At 70.2% G+C, this 22,494-nt stretch carries 23 protein-coding genes and 6 pseudogenes; 12 read left to right on the forward strand and 17 right to left on the reverse strand.

The genetic code is table 11. The annotated features are described in order from the left end of the window. Window positions 1-17: 17 nt before the first annotated feature. Window positions 18-779 carry a class I SAM-dependent methyltransferase gene (locus tag OHS16_RS09555; RefSeq protein WP_328536749.1) on the reverse strand — a complete coding sequence of 254 codons (762 nt, stop codon included), beginning with the start codon at window positions 777-779 and terminating at the stop codon, window positions 18-20. A 90-nt stretch (window positions 780-869) separates the two neighbouring features. Between OHS16_RS09555 and OHS16_RS09560 the strand changes: the two genes are divergently transcribed. Continuing rightward, the gene (locus OHS16_RS09560) at window positions 870-1,499 is read left to right on the forward strand and encodes a CGNR zinc finger domain-containing protein (RefSeq protein WP_328536750.1); all 630 of its coding nucleotides are present in this window, start codon (window positions 870-872) and stop codon (window positions 1,497-1,499) included. Here OHS16_RS09560 and sodX read toward each other — a convergent pair. After that, window positions 1,403-1,828: a nickel-type superoxide dismutase maturation protease gene (gene sodX, locus OHS16_RS09565; protein WP_328536751.1), complete on the reverse strand. Its 426-nt coding sequence runs from the start codon at window positions 1,826-1,828 to the stop codon at window positions 1,403-1,405. The two genes, OHS16_RS09560 and sodX, sit on opposite strands and share 97 nt — an antisense overlap. Before the next feature lie 142 nt (window positions 1,829-1,970). Here sodX and sodN point away from each other — a divergent pair, with 142 nt between their 5' ends. Then, window positions 1,971-2,366, forward strand: a complete 396-nt coding sequence (gene sodN / locus OHS16_RS09570) for a superoxide dismutase, Ni (protein ID WP_164266635.1) — start codon at window positions 1,971-1,973, stop codon at window positions 2,364-2,366. Window positions 2,367-2,373: 7 nt separating this feature from the next. Here sodN and OHS16_RS09575 read toward each other — a convergent pair whose 3' ends face one another. The 3 genes from OHS16_RS09575 to OHS16_RS09585 all read right to left on the reverse strand — a co-directional run bounded on the left by OHS16_RS09575 (window position 2,374) and on the right by OHS16_RS09585 (window position 4,384). Then, window positions 2,374-2,745, reverse strand: a complete 372-nt coding sequence (locus OHS16_RS09575; RefSeq protein ID WP_328536752.1) for a hypothetical protein — start codon at window positions 2,743-2,745, stop codon at window positions 2,374-2,376. A gap of 142 nt (window positions 2,746-2,887) precedes the next feature. Next, a complete protein-coding gene (locus OHS16_RS09580) occupies window positions 2,888-3,616 on the reverse strand; it encodes an SDR family oxidoreductase (protein WP_328536753.1) in 729 nt (242 codons plus the stop codon). A gap of 99 nt (window positions 3,617-3,715) precedes the next feature. Continuing rightward, window positions 3,716-4,384: a nitroreductase gene (locus tag OHS16_RS09585; RefSeq protein ID WP_328536754.1), complete on the reverse strand. Its 669-nt coding sequence runs from the start codon at window positions 4,382-4,384 to the stop codon at window positions 3,716-3,718. Window positions 4,385-4,517: 133 nt separating this feature from the next. On the opposite strand from OHS16_RS09585, the pseudogene OHS16_RS09590 reads away from it, so the two are divergent. Beyond that, window positions 4,518-4,816 (forward strand): annotated as a pseudogene (locus tag OHS16_RS09590) (NAD(P)H-dependent oxidoreductase); the annotation flags it as partial. Between the two features lie 279 nt (window positions 4,817-5,095). Here OHS16_RS09590 and OHS16_RS09595 read toward each other — a convergent pair. Both OHS16_RS09595 and OHS16_RS09600 read right to left on the reverse strand, forming a co-directional pair. After that, on the reverse strand, window positions 5,096-5,581 hold the full coding sequence (locus tag OHS16_RS09595) for a MarR family winged helix-turn-helix transcriptional regulator (RefSeq protein ID WP_328536755.1): 486 nt from the start codon (window positions 5,579-5,581) through the stop codon (window positions 5,096-5,098). A gap of 101 nt (window positions 5,582-5,682) precedes the next feature. Further along, a complete protein-coding gene (locus tag OHS16_RS09600) occupies window positions 5,683-6,795 on the reverse strand; it encodes a YeiH family protein (RefSeq protein WP_443042754.1) in 1,113 nt (370 codons plus the stop codon). An 84-nt stretch (window positions 6,796-6,879) separates the two neighbouring features. On the opposite strand from OHS16_RS09600, the gene OHS16_RS09605 reads away from it, so the two are divergent. After that, window positions 6,880-7,842 carry a LysR family transcriptional regulator gene (locus OHS16_RS09605; RefSeq protein WP_328536757.1) on the forward strand — a complete coding sequence of 321 codons (963 nt, stop codon included), beginning with the start codon at window positions 6,880-6,882 and terminating at the stop codon, window positions 7,840-7,842. A gap of 251 nt (window positions 7,843-8,093) precedes the next feature. Here OHS16_RS09605 and OHS16_RS09610 read toward each other — a convergent pair. The 4 genes and pseudogenes from OHS16_RS09610 to OHS16_RS32110 all read right to left on the reverse strand — a co-directional run. Then, window positions 8,094-8,633 (reverse strand): annotated as a pseudogene (locus OHS16_RS09610) (DUF1349 domain-containing protein); the annotation flags it as partial. 45 nt (window positions 8,634-8,678) lie between these two features. Continuing rightward, window positions 8,679-8,999: pseudogene (locus OHS16_RS09615) on the reverse strand (DUF952 domain-containing protein); the annotation flags it as partial. A gap of 25 nt (window positions 9,000-9,024) precedes the next feature. Beyond that, the gene (locus OHS16_RS09620) at window positions 9,025-9,492 is read right to left on the reverse strand and encodes a carboxymuconolactone decarboxylase family protein (protein ID WP_328536758.1); all 468 of its coding nucleotides are present in this window, start codon (window positions 9,490-9,492) and stop codon (window positions 9,025-9,027) included. A 117-nt stretch (window positions 9,493-9,609) separates the two neighbouring features. After that, window positions 9,610-9,837, reverse strand: a pseudogene (locus OHS16_RS32110) (hypothetical protein); the annotation flags it as partial. A 77-nt stretch (window positions 9,838-9,914) separates the two neighbouring features. Here OHS16_RS32110 and OHS16_RS09625 point away from each other — a divergent pair. After that, the gene (locus OHS16_RS09625) at window positions 9,915-10,271 is read left to right on the forward strand and encodes a DUF2809 domain-containing protein (RefSeq protein ID WP_328536759.1); all 357 of its coding nucleotides are present in this window, start codon (window positions 9,915-9,917) and stop codon (window positions 10,269-10,271) included. Between the two features lie 71 nt (window positions 10,272-10,342). Further along, window positions 10,343-10,756 (forward strand): VOC family protein, encoded by a 414-nt coding sequence (locus OHS16_RS09630; protein WP_328536760.1) that lies wholly within the window; start codon window positions 10,343-10,345, stop codon window positions 10,754-10,756. Window positions 10,757-11,097: 341 nt separating this feature from the next. Here the strand turns inward: OHS16_RS09630 and OHS16_RS09635 are convergent, their stop codons facing one another. The 5 genes from OHS16_RS09635 to OHS16_RS09655 all read right to left on the reverse strand — a co-directional run bounded on the left by OHS16_RS09635 (window position 11,098) and on the right by OHS16_RS09655 (window position 16,434). Then, window positions 11,098-12,351 (reverse strand): hypothetical protein, encoded by a 1,254-nt coding sequence (locus OHS16_RS09635; RefSeq protein ID WP_328536761.1) that lies wholly within the window; start codon window positions 12,349-12,351, stop codon window positions 11,098-11,100. 288 nt (window positions 12,352-12,639) lie between these two features. Next, window positions 12,640-13,068 (reverse strand): DUF6304 family protein, encoded by a 429-nt coding sequence (locus OHS16_RS09640; RefSeq protein WP_328536762.1) that lies wholly within the window; start codon window positions 13,066-13,068, stop codon window positions 12,640-12,642. Between the two features lie 124 nt (window positions 13,069-13,192). Next, window positions 13,193-13,786, reverse strand: a complete 594-nt coding sequence (locus OHS16_RS09645) for a GNAT family N-acetyltransferase (RefSeq protein WP_328540779.1) — start codon at window positions 13,784-13,786, stop codon at window positions 13,193-13,195. Between the two features lie 87 nt (window positions 13,787-13,873). Continuing rightward, window positions 13,874-14,908, reverse strand: a complete 1,035-nt coding sequence (locus OHS16_RS09650; protein ID WP_328540780.1) for a family 2 encapsulin nanocompartment cargo protein polyprenyl transferase — start codon at window positions 14,906-14,908, stop codon at window positions 13,874-13,876. 119 nt (window positions 14,909-15,027) lie between these two features. Further along, a complete protein-coding gene (locus OHS16_RS09655) occupies window positions 15,028-16,434 on the reverse strand; it encodes a family 2B encapsulin nanocompartment shell protein (RefSeq protein WP_328536763.1) in 1,407 nt (468 codons plus the stop codon). 188 nt (window positions 16,435-16,622) lie between these two features. Between OHS16_RS09655 and OHS16_RS09660 the strand changes: the two genes are divergently transcribed. The 3 genes and pseudogenes from OHS16_RS09660 (at window position 16,623) to OHS16_RS09670 (ending at window position 18,873) form a co-directional block, all read left to right on the forward strand. Next, entirely contained in the window at window positions 16,623-17,072 is a 450-nt protein-coding gene (locus tag OHS16_RS09660; RefSeq protein WP_328536764.1) for an Rrf2 family transcriptional regulator, read from the forward strand. A gap of 181 nt (window positions 17,073-17,253) precedes the next feature. Continuing rightward, window positions 17,254-17,918, forward strand: a pseudogene (locus OHS16_RS09665) (globin domain-containing protein). A 64-nt stretch (window positions 17,919-17,982) separates the two neighbouring features. Next, window positions 17,983-18,873, forward strand: coding sequence for a 1-aminocyclopropane-1-carboxylate deaminase/D-cysteine desulfhydrase (locus OHS16_RS09670; RefSeq protein WP_328536765.1), 891 nt, complete (start codon window positions 17,983-17,985; stop codon window positions 18,871-18,873). Here the strand turns inward: OHS16_RS09670 and OHS16_RS09675 are convergent. Next, a pseudogene (locus OHS16_RS09675) lies at window positions 18,852-20,446 on the reverse strand (Na+/H+ antiporter). The gene OHS16_RS09670 and the pseudogene OHS16_RS09675 sit on opposite strands and share 22 nt — an antisense overlap. Before the next feature lie 44 nt (window positions 20,447-20,490). Here OHS16_RS09675 and OHS16_RS09680 point away from each other — a divergent pair. The 3 genes from OHS16_RS09680 (at window position 20,491) to OHS16_RS09690 (ending at window position 22,449) form a co-directional block, all read left to right on the forward strand. Beyond that, on the forward strand, window positions 20,491-20,751 hold the full coding sequence (locus OHS16_RS09680) for a UBP-type zinc finger domain-containing protein (protein ID WP_328536766.1): 261 nt from the start codon (window positions 20,491-20,493) through the stop codon (window positions 20,749-20,751). A gap of 364 nt (window positions 20,752-21,115) precedes the next feature. Then, window positions 21,116-21,529 (forward strand): anti-sigma regulatory factor, encoded by a 414-nt coding sequence (locus tag OHS16_RS09685; protein WP_328536767.1) that lies wholly within the window; start codon window positions 21,116-21,118, stop codon window positions 21,527-21,529. After that, window positions 21,418-22,449: an RNA polymerase sigma factor SigF gene (locus tag OHS16_RS09690; RefSeq protein WP_443042755.1), complete on the forward strand. Its 1,032-nt coding sequence runs from the start codon at window positions 21,418-21,420 to the stop codon at window positions 22,447-22,449. The genes OHS16_RS09685 and OHS16_RS09690 overlap by 112 nt, the downstream gene beginning before the upstream one ends. Window positions 22,450-22,494 lie beyond the last annotated feature (45 nt).

Below are 22,494 nucleotides of genomic sequence, written 5' to 3' on the forward strand. Positions count from 1 at the left end.
GTTTCCGTACGTACCGGTCACTTCAGGGCGAGCAGCAGCGTGTCCGACGGCGACGCCCAGACCGGCCGTGCCTCACCGAAGCCGGCCGAGCGCAGGGTCCGCGCGTGCCAGGCGGCCGACGGCTGATCACCGTCCGCGTGCTCCCCGTAGATCCTGAACCGCTCGGCGGTCGGGGCGGCGAGCACCGGGTCCTTCGCCGCCAGGGCCCACCAGGCTGCCCAGTCCGGCACACCGGAGGACTTGGCGCGTTCCATGGCCGCGTGCCGGTGGGCACTCTCTGCGGCGTTGATCCTGGGTGTCTCCTCGTCGATCATGCGGTCGGCGTTCATGAAGACACCGCCCTCCTTCAGCAGCCCGCCGAGCTGTCCGTACAGTGCGGCGAGCGGCTCGCGGTGCAGCCAGTGCAGGGCGGTGGCCGTCAGCACGGCGTCGTACCGCCGGTGCGGGAGCCGGTCCACCCAGCCGGGGTCCGACAGATCGGCGGTGACGAAGGTGACCCGCTCGTCCCCGGCGAAGTATCCGCCGGCAATGGTCAGCAGAGCCGGATCGAGGTCGACGCCGGTGCTGGTGGCCTCCGGGAACCGTTTGAGCAGCCGGTCCGTGATACTTCCCGTACCGCACGCGAGATCCAGCACCCGGGGCTCGGGCCCCACCAGCGCCTCGACCATGTCGAGCATCACCCCGAACCGCTCCTCGCGGTCCGGCAGGTACCACTCCTGCTGCCGGTCCCAGCTCTCCTGCCATGCCGTCCAGTCCGTACCCGCCACTGTCTCCGCCATCAGAAACCCCTCCACACGTAATACCCTCGAAGCCACAGCAGCCGTTACCTTGCTGCGCTCGACCCTAGACCGCACCCGTAAGGACTACAAGTGGAACTGGCCTATTACTCGGACTACGCCGTGCGCCTGGTCAACACCGAGGAGCCGGCCCGCAACAAGGACTCCCTCACCTCGGTCGACGCCGTGCGCGCGCTCTTCGGTGCGAACGCGTCGGCGGCCCGCCGTGCCACGGACGCCGATGTCACCCGGTTCCGTTCGGTGCGGGGCAGGCTGCGTGCCGTCTTCGAAGCGGCGGACAGCGGTGACGAGACGCTGGCGGTGGATCAGCTCAACTCACTGCTGATGGAGTTCCCGGTCTCACCGCAGGTGTCGGGGCACGACCACCGGGACGAGGACGGCCGTCCGCTCTGGCACATGCATCTGGCCGACCATCCCTCCAACGCGACGTCCGGCTATGCCGCGATCGCCTCGATGGGGCTGGCCTTCCATCTCACCGAGTACGGCGTGGACCGGCTGGGGCTGTGCGAGGCAGCACCGTGCCGCAACGCCTACCTCGACACCTCGACCAACCGCTCACGCCGCTACTGCTCGGACCGCTGCGCGACCCGGGCCAACGTGGCCGCCTACCGTGCGCGCAAGCGCCTGGAGACATCACGGTCCGTCAGTACCGGCCGGACGGACGACGCGAGCCAGGCCATCATCACTCCGACCGAGCGCTGACGCCCCGGCGTGATGGGCCGGTAGCGGGCACGCACGCGGCCGAGCACCAGTTCATCGGGCACCGCCCCGTACTCCCGGCTGTCCTGCGCGCTCTCCACCGAACTGTCCCCGAGCACCCACCAGCCGCCGTCGCGCCGCTCGACCAGCCGCTTCACCACGAGCAGATCCTGCTGGAGGGGGTGTCGCAGCACCGCCACGTCGCCCGGCCTGAGCTGCACGCCGTAATGCACGAGTACCTGATCGCCGTGGAGCAGCGTGGGCACCATGGAGAGCCCGCCCACCTCCGCCATCCCGAAGGACATGTTGCGCTCCCGCCCCTGATTCGTCATGCGGCACCTCCCGGTCCGATCCTCCACCCGTCCCATACTGACCCTGGACTTTTGACCTAAGCCTCAGGGGGCACTCGCGAAATCGGGTCACTCACGGAGTAATGTCCCACCCGAGAAGACGATCACGAGGAAGGACAGCTCAATGCTTTCCCGCCTGTTTGCCCCCAAGGTGAAGGTCAGCGCCCACTGCGACCTCCCCTGCGGCGTTTACGACCCGGCCCAGGCCCGTATCGAGGCCGAGTCGGTCAAGGCTGTTCAGGAGAAGTACCAGGCCAACGAGGACCCGCACTTCCGGGCCCGCGCGACGGTCATCAAGGAAGAGCGCGCCGAGCTTGCCAAGCACCACGTCTCGGTGCTGTGGAGCGACTACTTCAAGCCCCCGCACTTCGAGAAGTACCCCGAGCTCCACCAGCTCGTCAACGACGCCCTGAAGGCGCTGTCGGCGGCCAAGGGCTCGACGGACCCGGCGACCGGCCAGAAGGCGCTGGACTACATCGCCCAGATCGACAAGATCTTCTGGGAGACCAAGAAGGCCTGACCTTCGATCATGTCATCTGACCTGCAGTTTCTTTACTTGCAGCGTCTCCCGGTCCGCACCCGGCCCGCAGGCCGCCGAGTATGGCGTCCATGACGGTCCGGGTGCGGTCCTGTTCGCCCCCCCACGTGGGAGCGGATCCGCAGGGTGATGACGGCGCACGCGTGAGGATGACCAGCCGGACCTGCTTGACGCTCGCTCCGCCGGCGATGAGGGCGGAGGCGTGGAAATGGCGCAGGCCGTGGACCACCAGTGACGACAGCTCGACGGGCTTGCGGCCCCCGCGCTCGGCCGTCGCGGTCTCCGCCACTCGGAGGGCCTTGCGCGCGCAGTTTCCCTCGGCCTTCCAGCGACGGCAGTTGAGGGGCTCACCCTCCTCCATCGTGAACAGCCACTCCTTGGAGGGGCATGCGGCGAGGTGTGTCAGGAGAGCATCCGCGACGACCGCACCTGCCGGAGCCGTGCGCCGGGGCTTCGCGGTCTTCGGCGGGCCGAACTCTCCGGCCCGGAGAGGCGGGAGCGAGTCAGGAGAGCCAGTCGGTATAGCGGCTGGGGGCGAGGTGGGCGTCCTCGTCGGTGAGGACGTCGCCCTTGACGACGCCGAACATGCCGGCGGTGGGATCGGTGACGACGGTGCGGTTGTCGCCCTTGTGGGACAGGGTGATCCGGCCCAGCTCGTCCAGGGTGAACACCTCGGGGCCGGCAATGTTGCGAATGCCGTTCAGTGGGGCACCCGCGGCGACCTCCGCCACCGCGCCGGCCACGTCCTTGGAGGCGATCGGCTGGATCGGCGTGGCGGGCAGCCGGACGGTGTCGCCGTCGGCGGTCCAGGACAGGACGGCGTCCATGAACTCCATGAACTGCGTCGCCCGGACGATCGAATAGGGGATCGGACCGGCCGTGAGGATGCTCTCCTGGAGCGCCTTGGCCCGGTAGTAGTCCAGCTCCGGCACCTGATCCGTGCCGACGATCGAGAGGATGACGAAGTGGCCGGCGCCGCCCTTGCGGGCTGCGGCCAGAAGGTTGTCCATCGAGGCCTGGAAGAAGGCCGCGGAGGCTTCGTCGAAGGTCGGGGAGTTCGTCAGGTTGACGACGACGTCGGCTCCCGCCACTGCCTCGTCCAGTCCCTTGCCGGTGATGACGTCGACTCCGGTGGACAGCGAGTGCGGTACCGCCTCATGGCCGTCGGCGTTCAGATTCTTGACGACCTGGGACCCGATCAGTCCGGTACCGCCGATGACTGCGAACTTCATGACATGCCTCTCGTCGGGGATATGTGCGCAATATGGCATAAGTACACTTACTAGGCGCGGCAAGGAAACAGCCTCCGCATCGGCTGAGGGCGGGCGGTGTCAGCGGCCGTCGACGAACGTGACCGTCTCGTCGAGCGGCGCCCGGCCTGTGCGGGCGTGGTCCACCGTGACGTCCTCGAACCCGATCGACATGCCGCAGAAGAGCATGAGCTCGTCCGGGGGTAACACGACCTCCGCGACGCTCCGGTGGAACTTCGCCCATGCCATCTGCGGGCAACTATGCAGCCCTTCGGCGCGGAGCAGAAGCATGACGGTCTGCAGATACATGCCGACGTCGGCCCACTGGGGCGCGCCCATGCCGCGGTCGATGTAGCAGAACAGGGCGGCGGGCGCCCCGAAGCAGTCCCAGTTCGCGGAAGCGGCCCGCTGGCGCGCCTCCAGGTCCTGGCGTGCGATGCCGAGTGCGCCGTAGCGCTGCTCACCGAAGGCGGACCGGCGCTCGCGATACGGAGACTTCAGCGTGGGCGGGTACTGCTCGCACTCCGGCTCGTCCCACGGGTCGCCTGCGGCCAGGCGCTCGCCGGCGCGCTTCTTGACCTCGGCCAGCGGACGGCCGGTCAGCACGCAGGCGTGCCACGGCTGGAGGTTCGATCCGGACGGCGACCAGGCCGCGACGGACAGAGCGCGCTCCAGCACGCCTCTCGGGACCTCCCGGTCGGCGAACCCGCGCACCGCCCGTCGGCTCGTGACCGCCTCGTAGACGTCCATGATCGCCCGCCTCCCCATCTCCTCGACACATCACTTCGGTTGCGACCAATACAGTATCACTCAATACCATCTTGAGTTTGACTATCGCCAGGCGCGAATCCCCGGCCTGGACACAGCGCACTGGAGAAAACCCATGGCCGCACTGCTGCACATCGCCTCGTCCGAGTGCCCGGGCGAGGCGTCCTCGTCCCGTTCAGTCGTGGCCGCTTTCCGCGAGGCCTGGGAGGAGCAGCACCCGGAGGGTGTGGTGATCTACCGCGACATCACCGCCGACCCCGTCCCGCACATCACCGCCGACGCCTGGTCCGCCGGTTACGCCGCCCGTCCGAGCGCACCCCGGAGCAGTCCGCCGGGTTCGCCGCGCGCGTGAAGCTCATCGGGGAGCTGGAGCAGGCGGATGCCGCCGTCCTGATCGGCGCCCCGGTGTACAACTCCCGCGAGCGCGCCTTCGAGGACGCGATCACCAAGGCAAAGGAACTCGCGGAGCGCCTCGCCGCGTAATCCCCGGGTGGCAGACTCCGCGTGACGCCTCGCCCCAGGAACTCCTCACTCCGACGGCCGCGGCGGCGCCCCACCCGGGGGCAGATGGCCCCGCACCGGGCGCGGCCGGGCGTCCGGCCTGTGGGCGGGACGCACATCGGGACGACGCAGACGCCGGGGCGAGGGTGGAGAACGCACCGGCGTGACGCGCACCGGTGCGCCTGGGCGCGCCTACGCCTCGTCGTCCGCGGGATGGGCGAACCGGGTCAGCAGATCCGTCAGCTGCTCGGCCTCGCCGGGTCCCAGTTCGGCACCCAGGCGCTGAGCCAGCGGCTCCGCCGCCACATGAGCCGCGTCGAAGAGCTCGACACCCTGAGGGGTGATCTCCACCGCCCGTACCCGCCGGTCCCCGGGAACGCCCTTGCGTACGGCCAGCCCCATACGCTCCAGGTCGTCGACGACCCGCATGATTCCCGCCTTGTCGGAGCCCGTCGCCGTCGCCAGATCCCGCTGCACCGTGGGCCCGCCGTTGACCAGGACGATCAGCACAGCGAAATGCCGCAACTCGACACCGAACGGCCGGAGCGCCTCCGTCATCACCGCGGCCGCTCGCCAGTGCGCCCGGCGCAGCAGCAGGCCGAGGGCGAAGGGCGAGGTGTCCCCGGGGCGGTCGGTCGCGCGAGAGGCGGCGGCTTGGTGAGGAACATCGGCGGCCATGAGGACACACTACCAGTATCCGCTCATTCGATACGGTATCGCGTGAAACGAAATACCCGCCTGCTGGCCCTTCTCGTCGGGGCACCCGGACGGGCCCGGGGTCAGGTGGTGAGCAGTACGCCCGCGTAGGCGGCGGATGCCACGACCACCCAGGAGGCCAGGCCGAGCACGGCGGTTCTGACGCCCGAGCGCCCGAGCGAGGGCAGATGCACCGCACAGCCGAGCCCGAACAGCGCTGCGGCAAGCAGGAGTTGTTGCACGGTGTCGGCAGCCCCGAGTGCGCCGGCCGGTACCAGTCCGGTGCTGCGCAGTCCGGTCATCGCCAGGAACCCCAGCACGAACAGCGGCACCGGAGCGGGGCGGCGCGCCGCCTGCGCCTGCGTCCGGCCACCGGTGCCATGTGCGCTACGGCGCCGGTGCGCGATCGTCACGCCGGCAACCAGTGGCGCGAGCATCGCCACCCGGATCAGCTTGACCATCACGGCCTCCCCGAGCGCGCCCGGCCCCGCCGTCTGCGCGGTGGCCACGACCTGGCCGACATCGTGGACACCTGCTCCGACCCAGCGGCCGAACTGCACGGGGTCCAGACCCAGCGGCTGGCGCAGCAACGGAAGTACGGCGATGGCGAGAGTGCCGCACAGGGTCACCAGGGCAACCGACGTGGCCATGTCCCTCGCATGCTCCTCGTCGTCCTCCCTGCCGAGCACGCCGCCGACCGCACCGATGGCCGACGCTCCGCAGATCGCGTAACCGGTGGCGATCAGCAGCGGCTGGTCGCCGGGAAGTCCCAGCCTGCGGCCGAGCCACCATGTCCCGCAGAACGTCGCGAGGACCACACCGGACACCATGGCCACGGTCGGCCAGCCGAGGCCCAGCACATCACCGGCGCTCAGCTTCAGCCCCAGCAGCACGATGCCCGCACGCATCAGATGCTTCCCGGCCAGCGCGAGCCCCTTGCGGCCCCGGCCGCGCACCAGCGGATGCACCCCGGGGACATGCGCGGACACGACACCGAGCACCACGGCCGCGGTCAGCATCGGCACACCGGGCACCAGTGCGTGAGCACCTTCGGCAAGTACGAGACCCACGGCGGCCAGTGCGAGGCCGGGGAGGTTGCGGCGCACCGGTTCCGCTCCGGATTCGCCGCGGCCGGAACCGCGCCCCGGCACGTGTCCGGCGGGGGGTGAGAGGGACTGCTGAGTGCCGTTCGCCATGATCACCAGCGTGCGGCGGGTCCGGCGCCCCCGGTAGACACGAATGTCCGGCAAGGTCATAGGGTTTCCCTATGGAGCATTCCTATGAGTGAGCGTGCCACGTCCCCGGAGTCCGGACAGCGCCCGCTGCCCGACCTGCAGTCGCTGCAGTTGCTCGTGATGGTGGCGGAAACCGGCAGCCTGGGCCGGGCCGCCGCCAGGCTGCTGATCAGCCAGCCGTCGGCCAGTGCCCGGATGCGCACGCTGGAACGCCGCCTCGGCCTGCACCTTCTCGACCGCTCGACCGCCGGTTCCCGGCTCACCCCGGCCGGGGCCGTGGTCACCGACTGGGCCAGGGCTGTGGTCGAGCAGGCAGCCGCGCTGGTGGAAGGCGCTGCCGCACTGCGGTCACGGCAGGACGACCGGCTGCAGGTGGCTGCCAGTCTGACCATCGCTGAGGAGCTGATGCCGGGCTGGCTGGTCACCCTGCGGGACAGTGCGCCACAGGCACATGTCGGGCTGACGGTGACCAACAGCTGGGGTGTCATCGAGGCGCTGCGCCGTACCGAATGCGACCTGGGTTTCGTCGAGGGCCCCCGGGTCCCGGACGACCTGCACCGCTCCGCGGTGGGACATGACCGGCTCGCGGTCGTGGTGTCTCCCGGCCATCCCTGGGCGCACCGCCGCAGCGCGCTGACCGGACGCGAACTGGCCGACATGCCTCTGCTCCTGCGTGAGGCGGGTTCCGGCACCAGGGAAACGCTCGAGCGGGCACTGCGCCCCTACGACGGCATCGCGGTCCCGGTCCTCGAACTCGGCTCCACCGCACCGCTGCGCAGCGCTGCCGCCCGCGGACTCGCTCCCGCCGTGCTCTCCGCACTCGCCGTGCGCGAGGACCTGGACAACGGGCGTCTGGTCGAGGTCGAGGTCGACCCCGCGGTCCGCCTGCACCGGGTACTGCACGCCGTCTGGCCCAAGGGCCGTGAACTTCCCGAACCCGCGCTGCATCTGCTGCGGGCGGTCAGGGGCGGCCAGCGCGGGGCTCCCCAACCGGGGGAGGCACCGTAGTCGCACGGCCCGTAGTCGCACGGCGAGGGCACCTGCCGAGCGGTGGGCCACATCGTGAGCCACAGAAAGATCCTGCTCGGGCCGGTGGGCTCGGCTCGGGCGGGTCGCCCGCCCGGCTGCCGGCGCGGTGGCTCATGGCGCCTGCACGGGTGTCCGACCCGACGACGGGCCCGGATGAACTCGCGCACACCGACGACGCGGTTGCTCCGGCCGGAACCCTCGCGGCGGTCCGAGGCCCGGGAGCCGGCGTCTCAGTCGTGCAGCTGCTTGTCCGCGGGTCCCACGGTGAAACGGCTGAAGCGCACCTCCAGGCCCTCCCTCAGCGGGGAGCAGCAGAACGGTCCCGCCGACGCGGCGGCCGCGGGATCGAGCGGAGCCAGCCGGACCATCCGCCACGGGCTGTCCTCACAACGCGCCCTGATCGTCACGGCGTTGCCCGCACGGCTGGCCCGCACGGTGACCTGGCGCCCGGCCCACTCGGGGACGGGTGCCATCGACCAGTCCGACCGCCCGTGGGTGACGACGGCGCCGAGGTGCGGTGCCGAGTCGGTCAGTTCGACGCCTGCCTTGATCCAGGTTTCCGGGTCGACGCGGACCATGACCCCCGCCTGGTCGTACAGGGTGCCGAACTCGGCCACGAAGGTCACTTCGACGGCCGACCCCGCACTGAGTTCGGTGAGCAGCGCATGGCCGTCGTCATGCACGAAGCCGTAGCCGGTGGTGCGCCAGAAATCGGTCCTGTCGCGGGTGGTCACCACCAGGTCGGAGCCGTCCGCAGCGGCGGTCCGGGGCGGGTTGAGCCAGTCGGCGTCCGACCAGCCGACGGCGTAACCACCCTTCCACGGAACGGCCTTGGTGACGGCCTCCACGGGAAGCGGCCCGTAGATGTGCGGGAACTCCTCGGCGCCGGGTGCGGGGGATTCGTACCGTACGGGTGCCGGGACCCGGTCGCTGTCGATGACCAGGACGACCAGCTCACCGGAGCCCTGCCACGCCCCGTACACCATCTCGGCCACCCCGACGAGCTGTCCCCGCAGGGAACAGTGGATGAAGCCCTCGTCCCGGAGCGTACGGCCGCGGGTCGACATCTCGTACGTACCGGTCGCCCGGGCCGCTTCCCACAGGGAGCGCTCGGTGATGTGCAGCAGTTCGGTCATGGACCAACGGTATGCGCGGGCCGGGTCAGTGCGCGGGGCCGGGCTGAGCCGGGCCGGGCCGGTCGCTGTCCGGCAGCTGTCCGCGTTCGGCGAAGACCTTCTTGGCGACGAAGGTTGCGTTCAGGGCCTTGGGGATGCCGCAGTAGACCGCGGAGTGCAGCAGCGCCTCGACGATCTCCTCGGTACCGAGACCGACGTTGAGGGCGGCGTTGATATGGACGTCGAGCTGGGGTTCGCAGCCGCCCAGCGCGGTGAGCATGCCGAGAGTGACCAACTGCCGGTCCCGGGGGGCGAGTCCGGGCCGGTCGTAGATGTCGCCGAAGGCCCAGGCGACCACCTGGTGTCCCAGCTCGGGCGAGATGTCGGCGAGCGAATCGACCACCCGCCGGCCACCCTCGCCGTCCACCCGGCCGAGCACCTCCATGCCCCGCTCAAAACGGTCCTTGCGGGTCTCCGCCACGTCGTCGTTCACGGTGTGGTGTGCGCTGGTCATCTCTGGTCCGTTCCCGGCCGCTCGTCGAGCGATCGTGCATCAGGGCTGAGGCTTCCGCCGTTGGAACAGACCGTATTTGTTGGAGTTCGCTCAAGGTCAAGCCGGTGCCGAAGGATGATCCGCCAGGTCCCTGAGTGCCTTCTCCTCGGTCAGCGGGTCCAGGCCGACCGCCGGCGGTCCGGGCGCTGTGGGAGGCGCGTGCGTTCCGCGGTGGAAGACCGTCACATCCCAGCCGCGCGCCGGCGCCTCGTCGGTCACGGCCCGGCCGACGAAATCCGTCCCACCCGGCCCAGCGGCCTCCTGCTGCCAACCCTGCCTGTCGGTACACCCGTTCGGAACAAGCACGCGCTCAGCGCACTCGCCCGCCCGAGGGCTGTCCGGCAGTCGCTGATGCCTCACAGGACAGCCCTTAGGGTGACGGGATGGGCGGACGGTGGTGGACCGGCGGGGCCGCGGTGCTGACCGTCGCGGCGGGGCTGGGTGTGCGTGCTCTGACGGACGGCGCATTCGCCAAGTGCGCGGGGGACGCCCTCTACACCGTTCTGGTGTACCTGGTGGTGCTGCTGATCGCGCCCCGGCTGACGGCGGTGGCCGCGGCCGGTATCGCGCTCGGTTTCAGCTGGGCCGTGGAACTTCTGCAGATCGCCGGCGTTCCCACCGCGCTGCGGCCGGTGCTCGGCTCCACCTTCAACGCGCCCGACCTCTTCTGGTACACGGTGGGGGCGGCGCTCTGCTGGTCGGTGTCGGCAGCAGCAGCCTCGCGCCGACCAGCGGCGTGACAGCCTCGCCGCGTACGTGAACACCGCGGAACCCCTTCAACGGAGCGGGCCCGTCGCATAGGTTCGAGGCCATGGACGCGCCCTGCACACGCTTGCTCGTTGACCGATACGCCGAGACCTTCCGCTTCTACCGGGACGTGCTGCCGGGGCTCACGGGGTCCGAGCTGGCCCGTGGTGACGAGTCGTCCGGCTACGCCAGCTGGGATCAGGACGGCAGGACCGTCTTCGCTCTCCTCGAACGCCGTTTCATGAGCGATGTGCTCGGAACCGGCGGACTCCCCGACGGCGAGAAGGCGCAGGATCTCTTCTCGGTCGTTCTGCACATCGCCGATCGCGACGCCCTGGACGCAGCGGTCGTCCGGTGCACGGACGCGGGCGGCGTCGTCGTCGCGCCCGCCCGGGACCGGCCGCAGTGGGGTCCGACCATGCGGACCGCGCATCTGCGGGACCCCGACGGTCATCTGCTGGAGCTGCAGACCTACTGACCTTCGGTGGGCCGTGGTTACGGGCGGCGGTCACGGGCCGTGGTCACGGTCGCCGGGGAAGCCGCTGCCTCCGGGGCGGACACCGGTCCGGTCCGCCCGAGGACTCGGTTGGAAGACCCGGAGGCAGCCGACCGGCAGCCGGGCTGCGCCCCGGCCTGTGCGAACGCACAACAGCGGCCCCGCACCGGGAGATCCGGTGCGGGGCCGCTGTGCAGGACCTCTGTGCGGGACCTCTGTGCGGGACCGCGACGCGGACAGGAACTCGCGTCAGAAGAACCGCCATGCCGACGGTGTCTGCCGGCTGCGCCGGCCGGCCCGGTCCCGCGCGCTGCCGGCCGTGCTCAGCTCCCGCTCTGGGCCCGTCGGCGGCGCGCGACGAGGATCGCGCCCGCACCCAGGCCCACTGCGGCGGTCGCCGCGCCCACGAGCGGCAGCGTCGCCTCGGACGAGCCGGTGGAGGCCAGGTCGCCGCCGGTCGCCGCCGGACCGGTGCCACCGGCCGAGGAGGAACCCGAACCACCGGTCGCGGAGGATCCGACGGTGGTGGTGCCGGAACCGCCCGACGAGTTGCCCGTCGAGGTGCCCGAGCCGCCGGTCGAAGTGCCGGTGGAACCGCCGGTCGAGCCGTCTCCCGTCACGTCCAGCGTGATGTCGGCCCGGTCGTTGGCCTTGTCGGGGTCGAACGGCCGCGCCTCGGTGCTCAGTGCCACCGAGCCCTTGGCGCCGGCCACCTGCTTGTCGATCTTCAGCTTGAAGGTGTAGGTCTCCCCGCCGCCCTCGTTGACCCACCTCTCGCTGGTACCGCAGGCGTACACCGCGCCCTTGGCATCGCAGTACCCGTGGGGAGTGACGACAGAGGTTCCGGCAGGCGGTGTGACCAGCACATTGAAGCGCCGGTCCCCCTCCTCGCGGAGAACCCATGCGGGCCCGGCGTTGGTGAACTTCACCTTCATGGTCACGGTGTCGCCGACGCGGCCCTTCAGCCGGGCTCCGGTGACCTGGTAGTCGGCCGTGTTGACGGAGGTCACCGGCACGTCGACGGCGTCCTTGGCGGCCGCACCCCCCGCCGGACGCTCGACCAGCTTCACCGCCGGGGCGGTCCCCGCCACCGGCTGCGTAGCGGACTCGTCCAGCCCCGGTTCGGAGTCCCAGACACTCACACGCAGATCGTCATAGAGCGCGCGGTCCAGCGCCTTGACCACGAGAGGCTTCTCGGGGGCGTAGACGACGCCGGGCTCCACCGCCTGATCGAACTCGCACACGACGTTCGACTTGGCCGTCATCTCGTCGTAGGAGGGGACCTGGTGTGCCGCGCAGTTGGACGGGAGGTCGGCGTAGTCGAGTCCCCGGGTGACGGAGTAGAAGATGTAGGCCTTGTCGGCGGCCTTGGTGCCGTTGTTCGCCACCGTGACCGGCACGTCGAAGCTGCTGCCCGGCTTCACACCGCCGATCGGGGCGATGTTCCCCACGGCCAGATCGGGTGCGGCCTCATCGGCGACGGCGGCGGGCACCATGCCCAGCGCGAACAGGCCGGCCGCGCTCAGCGCGACGACGGAGGCACGGGAGACACGACGGCCGGGTCGGGGTATCGGCATGGGAGAGAACCTCTGTGAGTCGCGGGAAAAACGGATGGAATCCTCTGAAGGAAGAGTCCTTTCGTCAGGCAAGACGCTCACCGGCGGCAAACGGTTGTACCGGGCATCGTTTTTCGGCGCATGCCGGGCGTGGGTGCCCCGTTGCTCCTGCGACGAGGAAAAAGTACGGTCCGTCCCGGCCGTGCCGGTCGGACGGCGGGCCGACCGGGCAGCGGCTGCCGGGCCCTTCGCCTTCGCTACCCCGGCAGCCGATCCGGTGTCATCCCAGCGCCACCGGGCGCGGCGCGGTCACACACCGGCCGTGAACGGCACCTGGAGGGTGGCTCCGGAGGGCAACTGTTCCTGTATGAGGGCCAGCGCGGCTCCGAAGTCGCCCTGGTCGTTGCCCGACACATAACTCGTGCCGCCGTAGTGGAGGGTGACTCCGAGGTCGGTGGACGGCCGCCGCAGGGCCAGCAGACAGCTGAGTGTGGCCTGTTGGGCCGTACTGTCGGCGGCTACGACCGGCAGCGGCATGTCCCACTCCAGGACGCAGTCGCTCAGCGGCCCGACGCCCTCCGACCGGGTGCCATCCACCGGTTCGAGGGAGTCGAACGACGCTCCCGCATAGTCGACACCTCTGATCCGGGTGTGGAGTTGCTGCTCGACTGCGCTGATCACAAGGGCATCTGATCCATGGCTGTCCCGGTACCAGCCGGCCCATGACTGTGGTGTCATGAGCGCGACTGTAGCGGTGCCACCAGCCCGCCGTCACCAAGAGTGACCAAGTCCGGAATTACTGCTTCCTGGTGTACTTCGTCACAAGCATCCCGTTCCCGGGGTGCCCGGCCGCCGCCCCCGGTCAGCCTCGCGGCTCACGCCACATCGGCCACATCTGAGGCCCTTCGGGCAGTTGGACGGCGGTGCCCATGAAGGCGAAACCGAGCCGCTCATAGAGGCGTCGGCTCCGTGCGCTGCTCGCCTCCAGATAGGCGGGGACGCCTTCGCGGTCGCAGCGCTCGAGCACCGGCGCCATCAGTGCCGTGCCAAGGCCCTCACCCTGGTGCTCCGGGGTCACCCCGATCATCAGCAGATAGGCGTGCGCCCGGTCGTGCGGATGGACCTTGCCCATCAACCGGCCCACCTGCTCAGCCCGTTCATTCTCCGGATCGGCGATCTCCCGCATCCGGGCGGGAGTGTCGTCCTCCTCTTCGGGCAGACCGGCGGGAACGTCGAGCCAGAGGGCCATCGCCGAACCGTCCTCTGCCAGATCCACCCTCCCCTCGGTGAGGGTCATATCGATGAAGACTCCGAGGAACTTCCCGTGCACCCTTCTGCGGTGTGCCTCATCGGGGAAGACCCAGCTGCTCACCGGGTCCTGCATAAAGGCCTCGTCCAGCAGCCGTACGAGCGCCTCACGGTCGCCGGTGCCCGCCTGTCGTATCGCCACGCCCATGGTCCGGTCCCTCATCTCCAGCTGTTCCATCACGCTGCAACTCAGCAACGCGATCTTAGAGTTGGGCCGGACCACGGGACGGGCGGTTCAGCGGCTGCGCCGCGTGACGTACTCCGCCAGGGAGAGCAGCCCGCCGGCCGCGGTGAGATCGGGGACCGCTCGGGAGAGGTGACCGAGGGCGCGCGCCATCCGGTCGGCCGCCTCGGTCTGAGCCCAGTCCCGGCCGCCCGCCCGGTCGACCGCGTCAGCGGCCCGCCGGATACCCTCCGCGTCCAGTGGCCCCCGGTACAGCTCGGCGAGCTCGGCGGCCGCCGCGGTGCCCGAGGCCAGCGCGGCGACCACCGGCAGCGACTTCTTGTGCGCGGCGAGATCCGCCCCGGCCGGCTTGCCCGTAGTGGCGGGCTCTCCCCAGATCCCGATCAGATCGTCGATCAGCTGGAAGGCCAGCCCGGCCTCCCGCCCGAAGGCGTCCATGGCCGCGGCTTCCTCGGGGCCGGCGCCACCGTACAGCGCGCCGATCGCACAGGCGCAGCCCAGCAGCGCACCGGTCTTGGCCTCGGCCATGGTCAGGCATTCGGCCAGCGAGACATCGTCACGGGTCTCGAAGGCGCAGTCCGAATGCTGCCCGGCGCAGAGCTCGATGACGCAGGTCGCGAGCCGCCCGGCAGCGGCGACGGCGGCGGGGTGCCCGTCATCGGCGAGCAGCCGCAGGGCAAGTGCCTGCATCGCGTCACCGACGACGATCGCGTCGGGTATACCGAAAACCGTCCAGGCGGTGGCACGGTGTCTGCGGGTGGTGTCCCGGTCGATGACGTCGTCGTGCAGCAGCGTGAAGTTGTGCGCCAACTCCACGGCGGCGGCCGCTCCGACCGCCCGTCCGGTGTTGCCGCCGACCGCCTGCACGGCAGCGAGGACGAGGGCCGGTCTGATCGCCTTGCCCGCCTGTCCTGCGGCAGGGGTGCCGTCGGCGTGCTCCCAGCCGAAGTGGTACATGGCGATACGGCGCAGCGGCCTGGGAAGGGTTTGGAGAGCGGCGCGCAGCTCGGGGTCGACGACGGCGCGGGTGTGTTCGAGGAGCGCCGCGGCCTCATGGCCTTCCGTGGCGGCGTCCGTACTGGTCATGGTCACGGTCACTTCCTCTGCTGCGTACGAACGGAGGTCCTGGACGGCCCGGGTGTGCCGGCCCGGCAGCGGCGGTGGTGCGGAGCTGCCGGGACCGGCACATCCGGGTCATCGTCGCCTCACCGCCAGCGGCTGACCTCGACGTTCTCCAGTACCCCCAGGGCGTCGGGCACCAGTACCGCGGCGGAGTAGTACGCCGTCACCAGATAGGAGATGATCGCCTGCTCGTCGATCCCCATGAATCGGACCGAGAGGCTCGGCTCGATCTCGTCGGGGATACCGCTCTGCTGGAGTCCGACGACTCCCTGCTCCGTCTCGCCCGTCCTCATGCAGATGATCGATGTGGTGCGGGCGTCACTGACCGGGATCTTGTTGGACGGGAAGATCGGGACGCCGCGCCAGGCGGGCACGTGATGTCCGCCGACCTCCACGCTCTCCGGCACCAGACCGCGCTTGTTGCACTCACGGCCGAATGCGGCGATGGCCTTGGGGTGCGCCAGGAAGAGCTTCGAGCCCCGCCTGCGGGACAGCAGTTCGTCCATGTCGTCGGGGCCGGGCACCCCGTCGTGCGGCTGGAGGCGTTGTCCGTAGTCGCAGTTGTTGAGCAGCCCGAACTCGCGGTTGTTGATCAGCTCGTGCTCCTGGCGCTCGCGCAGCGCCTCGACGGTGAGCCGCAACTGCTGCTCGGTCTGGTTCATCGGCTGGTTGTAGAGGTCGGCGACCCGGCTGTGGACCTTCAGCACGGTCTGGGCGACGCTCAGTTCGTACTCGCGTGGCGCACCCTCGTAGTCGACGTAGGTGTGCGGTACGAGGGCTTCGCCGACATGCCCCGCCGAAAGGTCGATGGCGGCTTCGCCGTACTTGTTGGTGCGCTGATGCGGAATCGCCAGCAGGGCGGCGAGATGGTCGCGCAGTGAGTCGGCGCGCTCCGCCAGGTTCAGCACATCGGACCTGGTCAGCTCGAGGGCCACACAGGAGGTGGCTGCGCGGGCGGTGTATTCCCAGGTGGCGTCCTCCTCGATGAGGGCCTGATCGCCGAAATACGCCCCGTCAGCGAGGACACCGAGCACCGTCTCGTCCCCGTAGGGCCCTGTCCCGATCTTCTCGACCCGTCCGTGCGCCAGCAGGAACACCCGGTCGGCCGCGTCGCCCGTCGTGGCGAGCACATCGCCGGGCTCGAATTCCCGCTGGGTACAGCGCTGGGCAAGCTCGGCGAGCGCCGCCTCGTCCTCGTAGTCCCGAAGGGCGGGCAGTTCACCGAGCTCGGCGGGGATGACCCGGACCTGTCCGCCGGTCTGTACGAAGGTCACACGTCCATCGCCGACCGAGTAGCTCAACCGCCGGTTCACCCGATACGTACCACCCTGCACCTGGACCCACGGCAGCATCTTCAACAGCCACCGGGAGGTGATCTCCTGCATCTGCGGCGTGGACTTGGTGGTCGTCGCGAGGTTCCGCGCAGCTGCCGTGCCCAGACTCTGCTGCGGCGGTGCCTGCGTGTCGCGAACCTCTTCACCAACGGACATCTGTCGTCCTCTCGATCATGGGCTGACCTGCGTGAAGAACCCTTCCAGCCGGAGAGGTAAGCGCGCTATTACACAAAAGAGTGTGACTAATAGGGCTTTGAGAAGGGCAGCGTCGCCCTTGGCCGGCCGGCGCCGTCCCGCGCAGCTTTAAGTTGCATCCCATATGCAAGTTATCTAGTCTGACGGCCATGCGGCTGACCAGATTCACCGACGTGGCCCTGCGGGTGCTGATGCGCCTGGCCGTCGTGGAGGGCGGGGACCCGCCGACCACCCGGGAGGTGGCGGCGACCATGCGGGTGCCGTACACGCACGCGGCGAAGATCGTCGCCAGGCTTCAGCACCTCGGCCTGGTCGAGGCGCGCCGCGGCCGGGGCGGCGGACTCACCCTCACCGGAGCGGGCCGGTCCGCCTCGGTCGGCGCCCTGGCCCGGGAGCTGGAAGGGCCGGGGGATGTCGTCGAATGCGAGGGCGACACTCCCTGCCCGCTGCGCTCGGCCTGCGTCCTGCGCACCGCACTGCGCGATGCGCAGGAGGCGTTCTACGCGACGCTCGATCCGGTCACCGTCGGCGATCTCGTCGCCTCCCCCACCGGACCGCTGCTGATCGGCATCAGCGGCGGCCGCCCCGCCGGAAGCTGACCGCGCACCGCGCCCGTATCGCACAGCTCCCGGTCCATTCATCCGTCCGGCTCGCCGCAACGGCGAACCGGGGCCCCGCAGACGCATCTCACAGAATATGCATCTCACATTCCAATTAAATCGGCTGCGGCAGCCGGGCACGGCAGCCGCAACCGGCAACCGGCAACCGAGGAGTCCACCGGTGCTCACCGAGACATCGACCGCCACCATCCGCGCCACCCTGCCCGCCGTCGGCGCGGCCATCGGGGACATCGCCGATCTCTTCTACCGCAAGCTGTTCGCCGCCCGCCCCGAGCTGCTGCGCGATCTCTTCAACCGCGGCAACCAGGCATCGGGCACTCAGCGGCAGGCCCTGGCAGGCTCCGTGGCCGCGTTCGCGGCCCAGCTCGTCGAGCACCCGGGCGTCCGCCCGGACGTGATGCTCGGCCGGACAGCCCACAAGCACGCCTCGCTCGGCATCGCCCCGGCGCAGTACGCGGTGGTGCACACCCATCTCTTCGCCGCCATCACCGAAGTGCTCGGCGACGCGGTCACCCCGGAGGTCGCCGCCGCCTGGGACGAGGTCTACTGGCTGATGGCCAACGCGCTGATCGCCGCCGAAGCGCGGCTGTACGCGGAGCGGGGCGTCATCGCGGGTACGAACTCCCCGAGCCGGGCCACCCGGCCGACCGCACCGGTCGTGTCGACCTGAGCCGGATCCCGGTCGCCACGGGCACCCACGCCTACCTCTGCGGGCCGCTGCCCTTCATGCGGTCGGTCCGCGCCCAGCTGCTGGCCAGGGGTGTCGCGGCAGCGGACATCCACTACGAGGTGTTCGGCCCCGACCTCTGGCTCGCCCGGAGCTGAGACCCCGGCCCCCGATCCCGGCCCCCGCGGCCGGGAGCACCACCCCCGGAGCGACAATGGGGGCATGCCTCGTGGAGCTCCGGATCCCTCCCGGCTGCGGCCCGCACTCCCGTCCCCGCTGCAGCCGGTCGACGACGGGCGCTTCGCCCGTCACGGGGTGCGGCTGCTGCTCAAACGCGACGATCTGATCCACCCGGATCTGCCCGGCAACAAGTGGCGGAAACTCGCCCCGAACCTGACGGCCGCGGCCGGCCGCACCGTTCTGACCTTCGGTGGCGCCTACTCCAACCATCTGCGGGCCACCGCGGCCGCCGGCCGGCTGCTCAGTTTCCCGACGATCGGCGTGGTCCGCGGGGACGAACTGGCCGGCCGGCCGCTCAACCCCTCACTCGCCCGGTGCGCCGCAGACGGTATGCGCCTGTATTTCGTGGACCGCGGGGCCTACCGGGCCAAGGCGGTCCCGGCCGGTCTGGCCGGCGCCGGGACATATGTGGTCCCCGAGGGCGGCAGCAACATTCCCGCCGTGCGGGGCTGCGCGGACCTGGGCAGGGAACTCCACGGCCTCGCGGACACCGTCGCGGTGGCCGTCGGCACCGGAGGCACCATCGCGGGCCTGGCGGCCGGCCTGGCCCCCGGGCAGCGGGCCATCGGGTTCCCGGTGCTCAGAGGTGACTTCCTCGGCAAGGAGGTGCAGGCGCTCCAGCGGGCCGCCTTCGGCGGGCGGGCCGGCGAATGGAGCCTCGACGACCGCTTCCACTTCGGCGGCTACGCCCGGGTCACCGCCACCCTCGAGACCTTCGCCGCCGACTTCGAGGAACGCCACGGGCTGCCCGTCGAGCGGCTCTACGTCGCCAAGATGCTGTACGGGCTGATGACGCTGGCCGCCGAGGGCCGATTCCCGCCCGGCACTCGCGTCGCGGCCGTCATCACGGGTCAGCCCGTCTCCTCCCGATAGGCCGCCGCCTCCTCCAGATCCAGCCTGCGCAGCAGCGTCCGCAGCAGTTCGTCGTCGATCCGCCGGTGGTCACGCAGCTCCACGAATACCGTCCGCTCGGCCTCGATCATGTCCCGCGCCAGACGCCGGTAGGTGTCGTCTGCCGTCTCCCCGGTCTTCTGGTTGACGGTGCCGAGCCGTTCCCAGACCGCGTTGCGACGCCGCTCAAGCACCGTACGCAGCCGGTCGGCCAGCGGCTGCGGCAGTGCGTTGGCCTCATCGGCGAGCAGCCGGTCCAGCAGGTCGGCCGCCGCCGACGACGCTTCACTCTGCGCCTGGGCCTCGGCCAGGGTCTCGGCGTGTACATCGCGGCCGGGGACCCTGAGCAGCCGGATGAGCGGCGGCAGCGAGAGCCCCTGGACGACCAGCGTCGCGATCACCGTCGTGAAGGTCAGGAAGAGCACCAGGTTGCGCGCCGGGAAGTCGGCGCCGTGCGAGGCCAGCGGGATGGAGAAGGCGATCGCGAGCGAGACCACACCGCGCATCCCGGCCCAGCCGACGATGACCGGGGCGGTCCAGCTCGTGTCGGGCTCCCTGGCCCGGATGCGGCGGACACCATCCGGGGCAGGAACGTCGCGGGGAACACCCAGACGAAGCGCACCGCCACGACCACCACGAAGACCGCCAGCGCATACCAGGCGGCCTCCCAGCCCCCGTACTCCCCGAGCCCGCGCAGCACGATGGGCAGCTGCAGTCCGATCAGCGCGAACACCGTGGATTCGAGGACGAAGGCGACCATCTTCCACACCGCCTCCTCCTGGAGCCGGGTCGCGAAGTCGACCTGCCAGTTGCGGTGCCCGAGATAGAGCGCGACGACCACCACGGCCAGCACCCCCGACGCATGCACCCGCTCCGCGGCCGCGTAGGCGACGAAGGGGATCAGCAGCGAGAGCGTGTTCTGCAGCAGCGCCTCGCGCAGATGGGTGCGCAGCCAGTGCAGCGGCATCATCAGGATCAGCCCGACACCGATCCCGCCGAGCGACGCGAGTGCGAACTCGGCGATACCGCCGGCCCAGGAAACGCCCTCGCCCACAGCGGCGGCCAGTGCCACCTTGTAGGCGGTGATCGCGGTCGCGTCGTTGACCAGTGACTCGCCCTGCAGCACGGTGGTGATCCGCGCGGGCAGCCCCACCCGCCGGGCGATGGACGTGGCCGCCACCGCATCCGGCGGGGCGATCACCGCACCGAGCACCAGCGCGGCGGTCAGCGGCAGGTCCGGCACGATCAGATACGCGAGCCAGCCGACCGCGACCGTCGCGAACAGGACATAGCCCACGGACAACAGCGCGACGGGCCGGAGGTTCGCCCGCAGGTCGAGGTACGAGGAATCCACCGCGGCCGTGTAGAGCAGCGGCGGAAGCAGCAGAGGGAGCACGACGCCCGGCGCCAGCGCGTACTGCGGCACCCCCGGCACATACGCGGCCGCCAGGCCCACCGCCACCAGCAGCAGCGGCGCGGGCACCGATGTCCTGCGCGCGGCACCCGCCACTGCCGCACTTCCGGCCACCAGCGCCACCAGCGCCAACGCATCCATCAACCAGCCCGCCCTTGTCCCCGGTCCGTCGTAACCTGACAATCATGAGTGAGTGCCAGCATGTTGAAGAACTCCCCCGCCCCGAGCCGACACCGCTGAGCGACACCTGTCCGGAGTGTCTCGCGGTCGGCAGCCACCCCGTACAGCTGCGGCTGTGCCTGGTGTGCGGGCACATCGGCTGCTGCGACTCCTCACCCCACCAGCACGCGACCGGGCACTTCAAGGAGAGCGGACACGCGGTCATGCGCAGCTACGAGCCGGGAGAGAGCTGGCGGTGGTGCTTTGTCGACGGCTCGATCGTCTGAGGCCTGCGCGCCGGGGATTCGGCGCCCTCGGGGATTCCTTGCGTCTCAGGGGTTCGATCGTCCACAACTGGGTACGTCAATCGGTCGCTGCATCTTTCCAGTTGGCTGCGCCCGTGGGCTGCAACCTGCGGGACGGCCGCGGCATTCCGGAGAACGGCGTCTCCTCGATGGAGCGCGCACACCCCTAGCCACTGTGTGTACCTGCGGGCCTACCATGAGTGACAACCGTTGGGTGGGGGCCCCGGCGACAGGGAACCATGGATCGCGATAGCGTCACGACGTCAGGAAGCGACCATGTCACACACGGTTGCGGGAGGAAGATCTTCCCGACCATGAACGAGCTTGTGCCACCTTGGAGGTGAGGGTGTCCCAGATCGCAGGCGAGCCCGGGACCCAGGACTTCGTAGAAGTCCGGCTGCCCGCTGCGGGTGCCTACCTGTCTGTGCTGCGTACGGCCACGGCCGGCCTCGCAGCACGCTTGGACTTCACGCTCGACGAGATCGAGGACCTGCGCATCGCGGTCGACGAGGCCTGCGCGATCCTGCTTCAGCAGGCCGTGCCCGGCTCCGTACTGAGCTGCGTGTTCCGGCTGATCGAGGATTCCCTCGAGGTGACGGTGTCCGCCCCCACGACCGACGGCCGCGCACCCGAGCGCGACACCTTCGCCTGGACAGTGCTCTCCGCACTCGCCGGCAAGGTCGACTCGACGGTCGCCGACGACCGTACGGTCAGTATCAGTCTGTACAAACAGCGCGGCGCGGGACCCGGGCCGGCGTGAGCGGGGACGGACCGGTGCGGGACGACGAGCGCCGCGCACCTACGCTGAGTACGGGAAACATCCCGGAGCAGCAGGCCCGGCCGCACCCGGTGGAAGGCCTTTTGGAGTCGGCGGATCAGGCGGGCCTCATGAGCGAGCATCACGAGAACCACGAGCACCACAACCCCCGCGACCGGAACGGGGCGCGGGCGCTGTTCATCGAGCTGCACAAGCTCCCGGACGGATCACCGGAGAAGGCCGAGCTGCGCAACAGCCTGGTCCGTATGCATCTGCCCCTGGTCGAGCATCTGGCCAGGCGCTTCCGCAACCGCGGCGAGCCGCTGGACGACCTGACCCAGGTCGCCACCATCGGGCTGATCAAGTCGGTCGACCGGTTCGACCCGGAGCGCGGGGTGGAGTTCTCCACCTATGCGACACCGACGGTGGTCGGGGAGATCAAGCGCCACTTCCGTGACAAGGGCTGGGCGGTCCGCGTGCCGCGCCGCCTCCAGGAGCTGCGCCTCTCGCTGACCACGGCCACCGCGGAGCTCTCACAGCAGCACGGGCGGGCTCCCACGGTGCATGAGCTGGCGGAGCGGCTGGGCATCTCGGAGGAGGAGGTGCTGGAAGGGCTCGAGTCCGCGAACGCCTACTCCACGCTCTCCCTGGACGTCCCCGACACGGACGACGAGTCCCCGGCGGTCGCCGACACCCTGGGCTCGGAGGACGAGGCGCTCGAGGGGGTCGAGTACCGAGAATCCCTCAAACCGCTGCTCGAGGATCTGCCGCCGCGGGAGAAGCGCATTCTGCTGCTGCGGTTCTTCGGCAACATGACGCAGTCGCAGATCGCCCAGGAAGTGGGAATCTCGCAGATGCACGTCTCGCGGCTGCTGGCCCGGACCCTGGCACAGCTGCGGGAGCGGTTGCTGGTGGAGGAGTAGAGACATCTCTCTCCTGCCCTCTCCGGCGCCGGCCGGGGAGGGCAG

It is taken from the genome of Streptomyces sp. NBC_00344, from assembly GCF_036088315.1.
GTDB lineage: Bacteria > Actinomycetota > Actinomycetes > Streptomycetales > Streptomycetaceae > Streptomyces.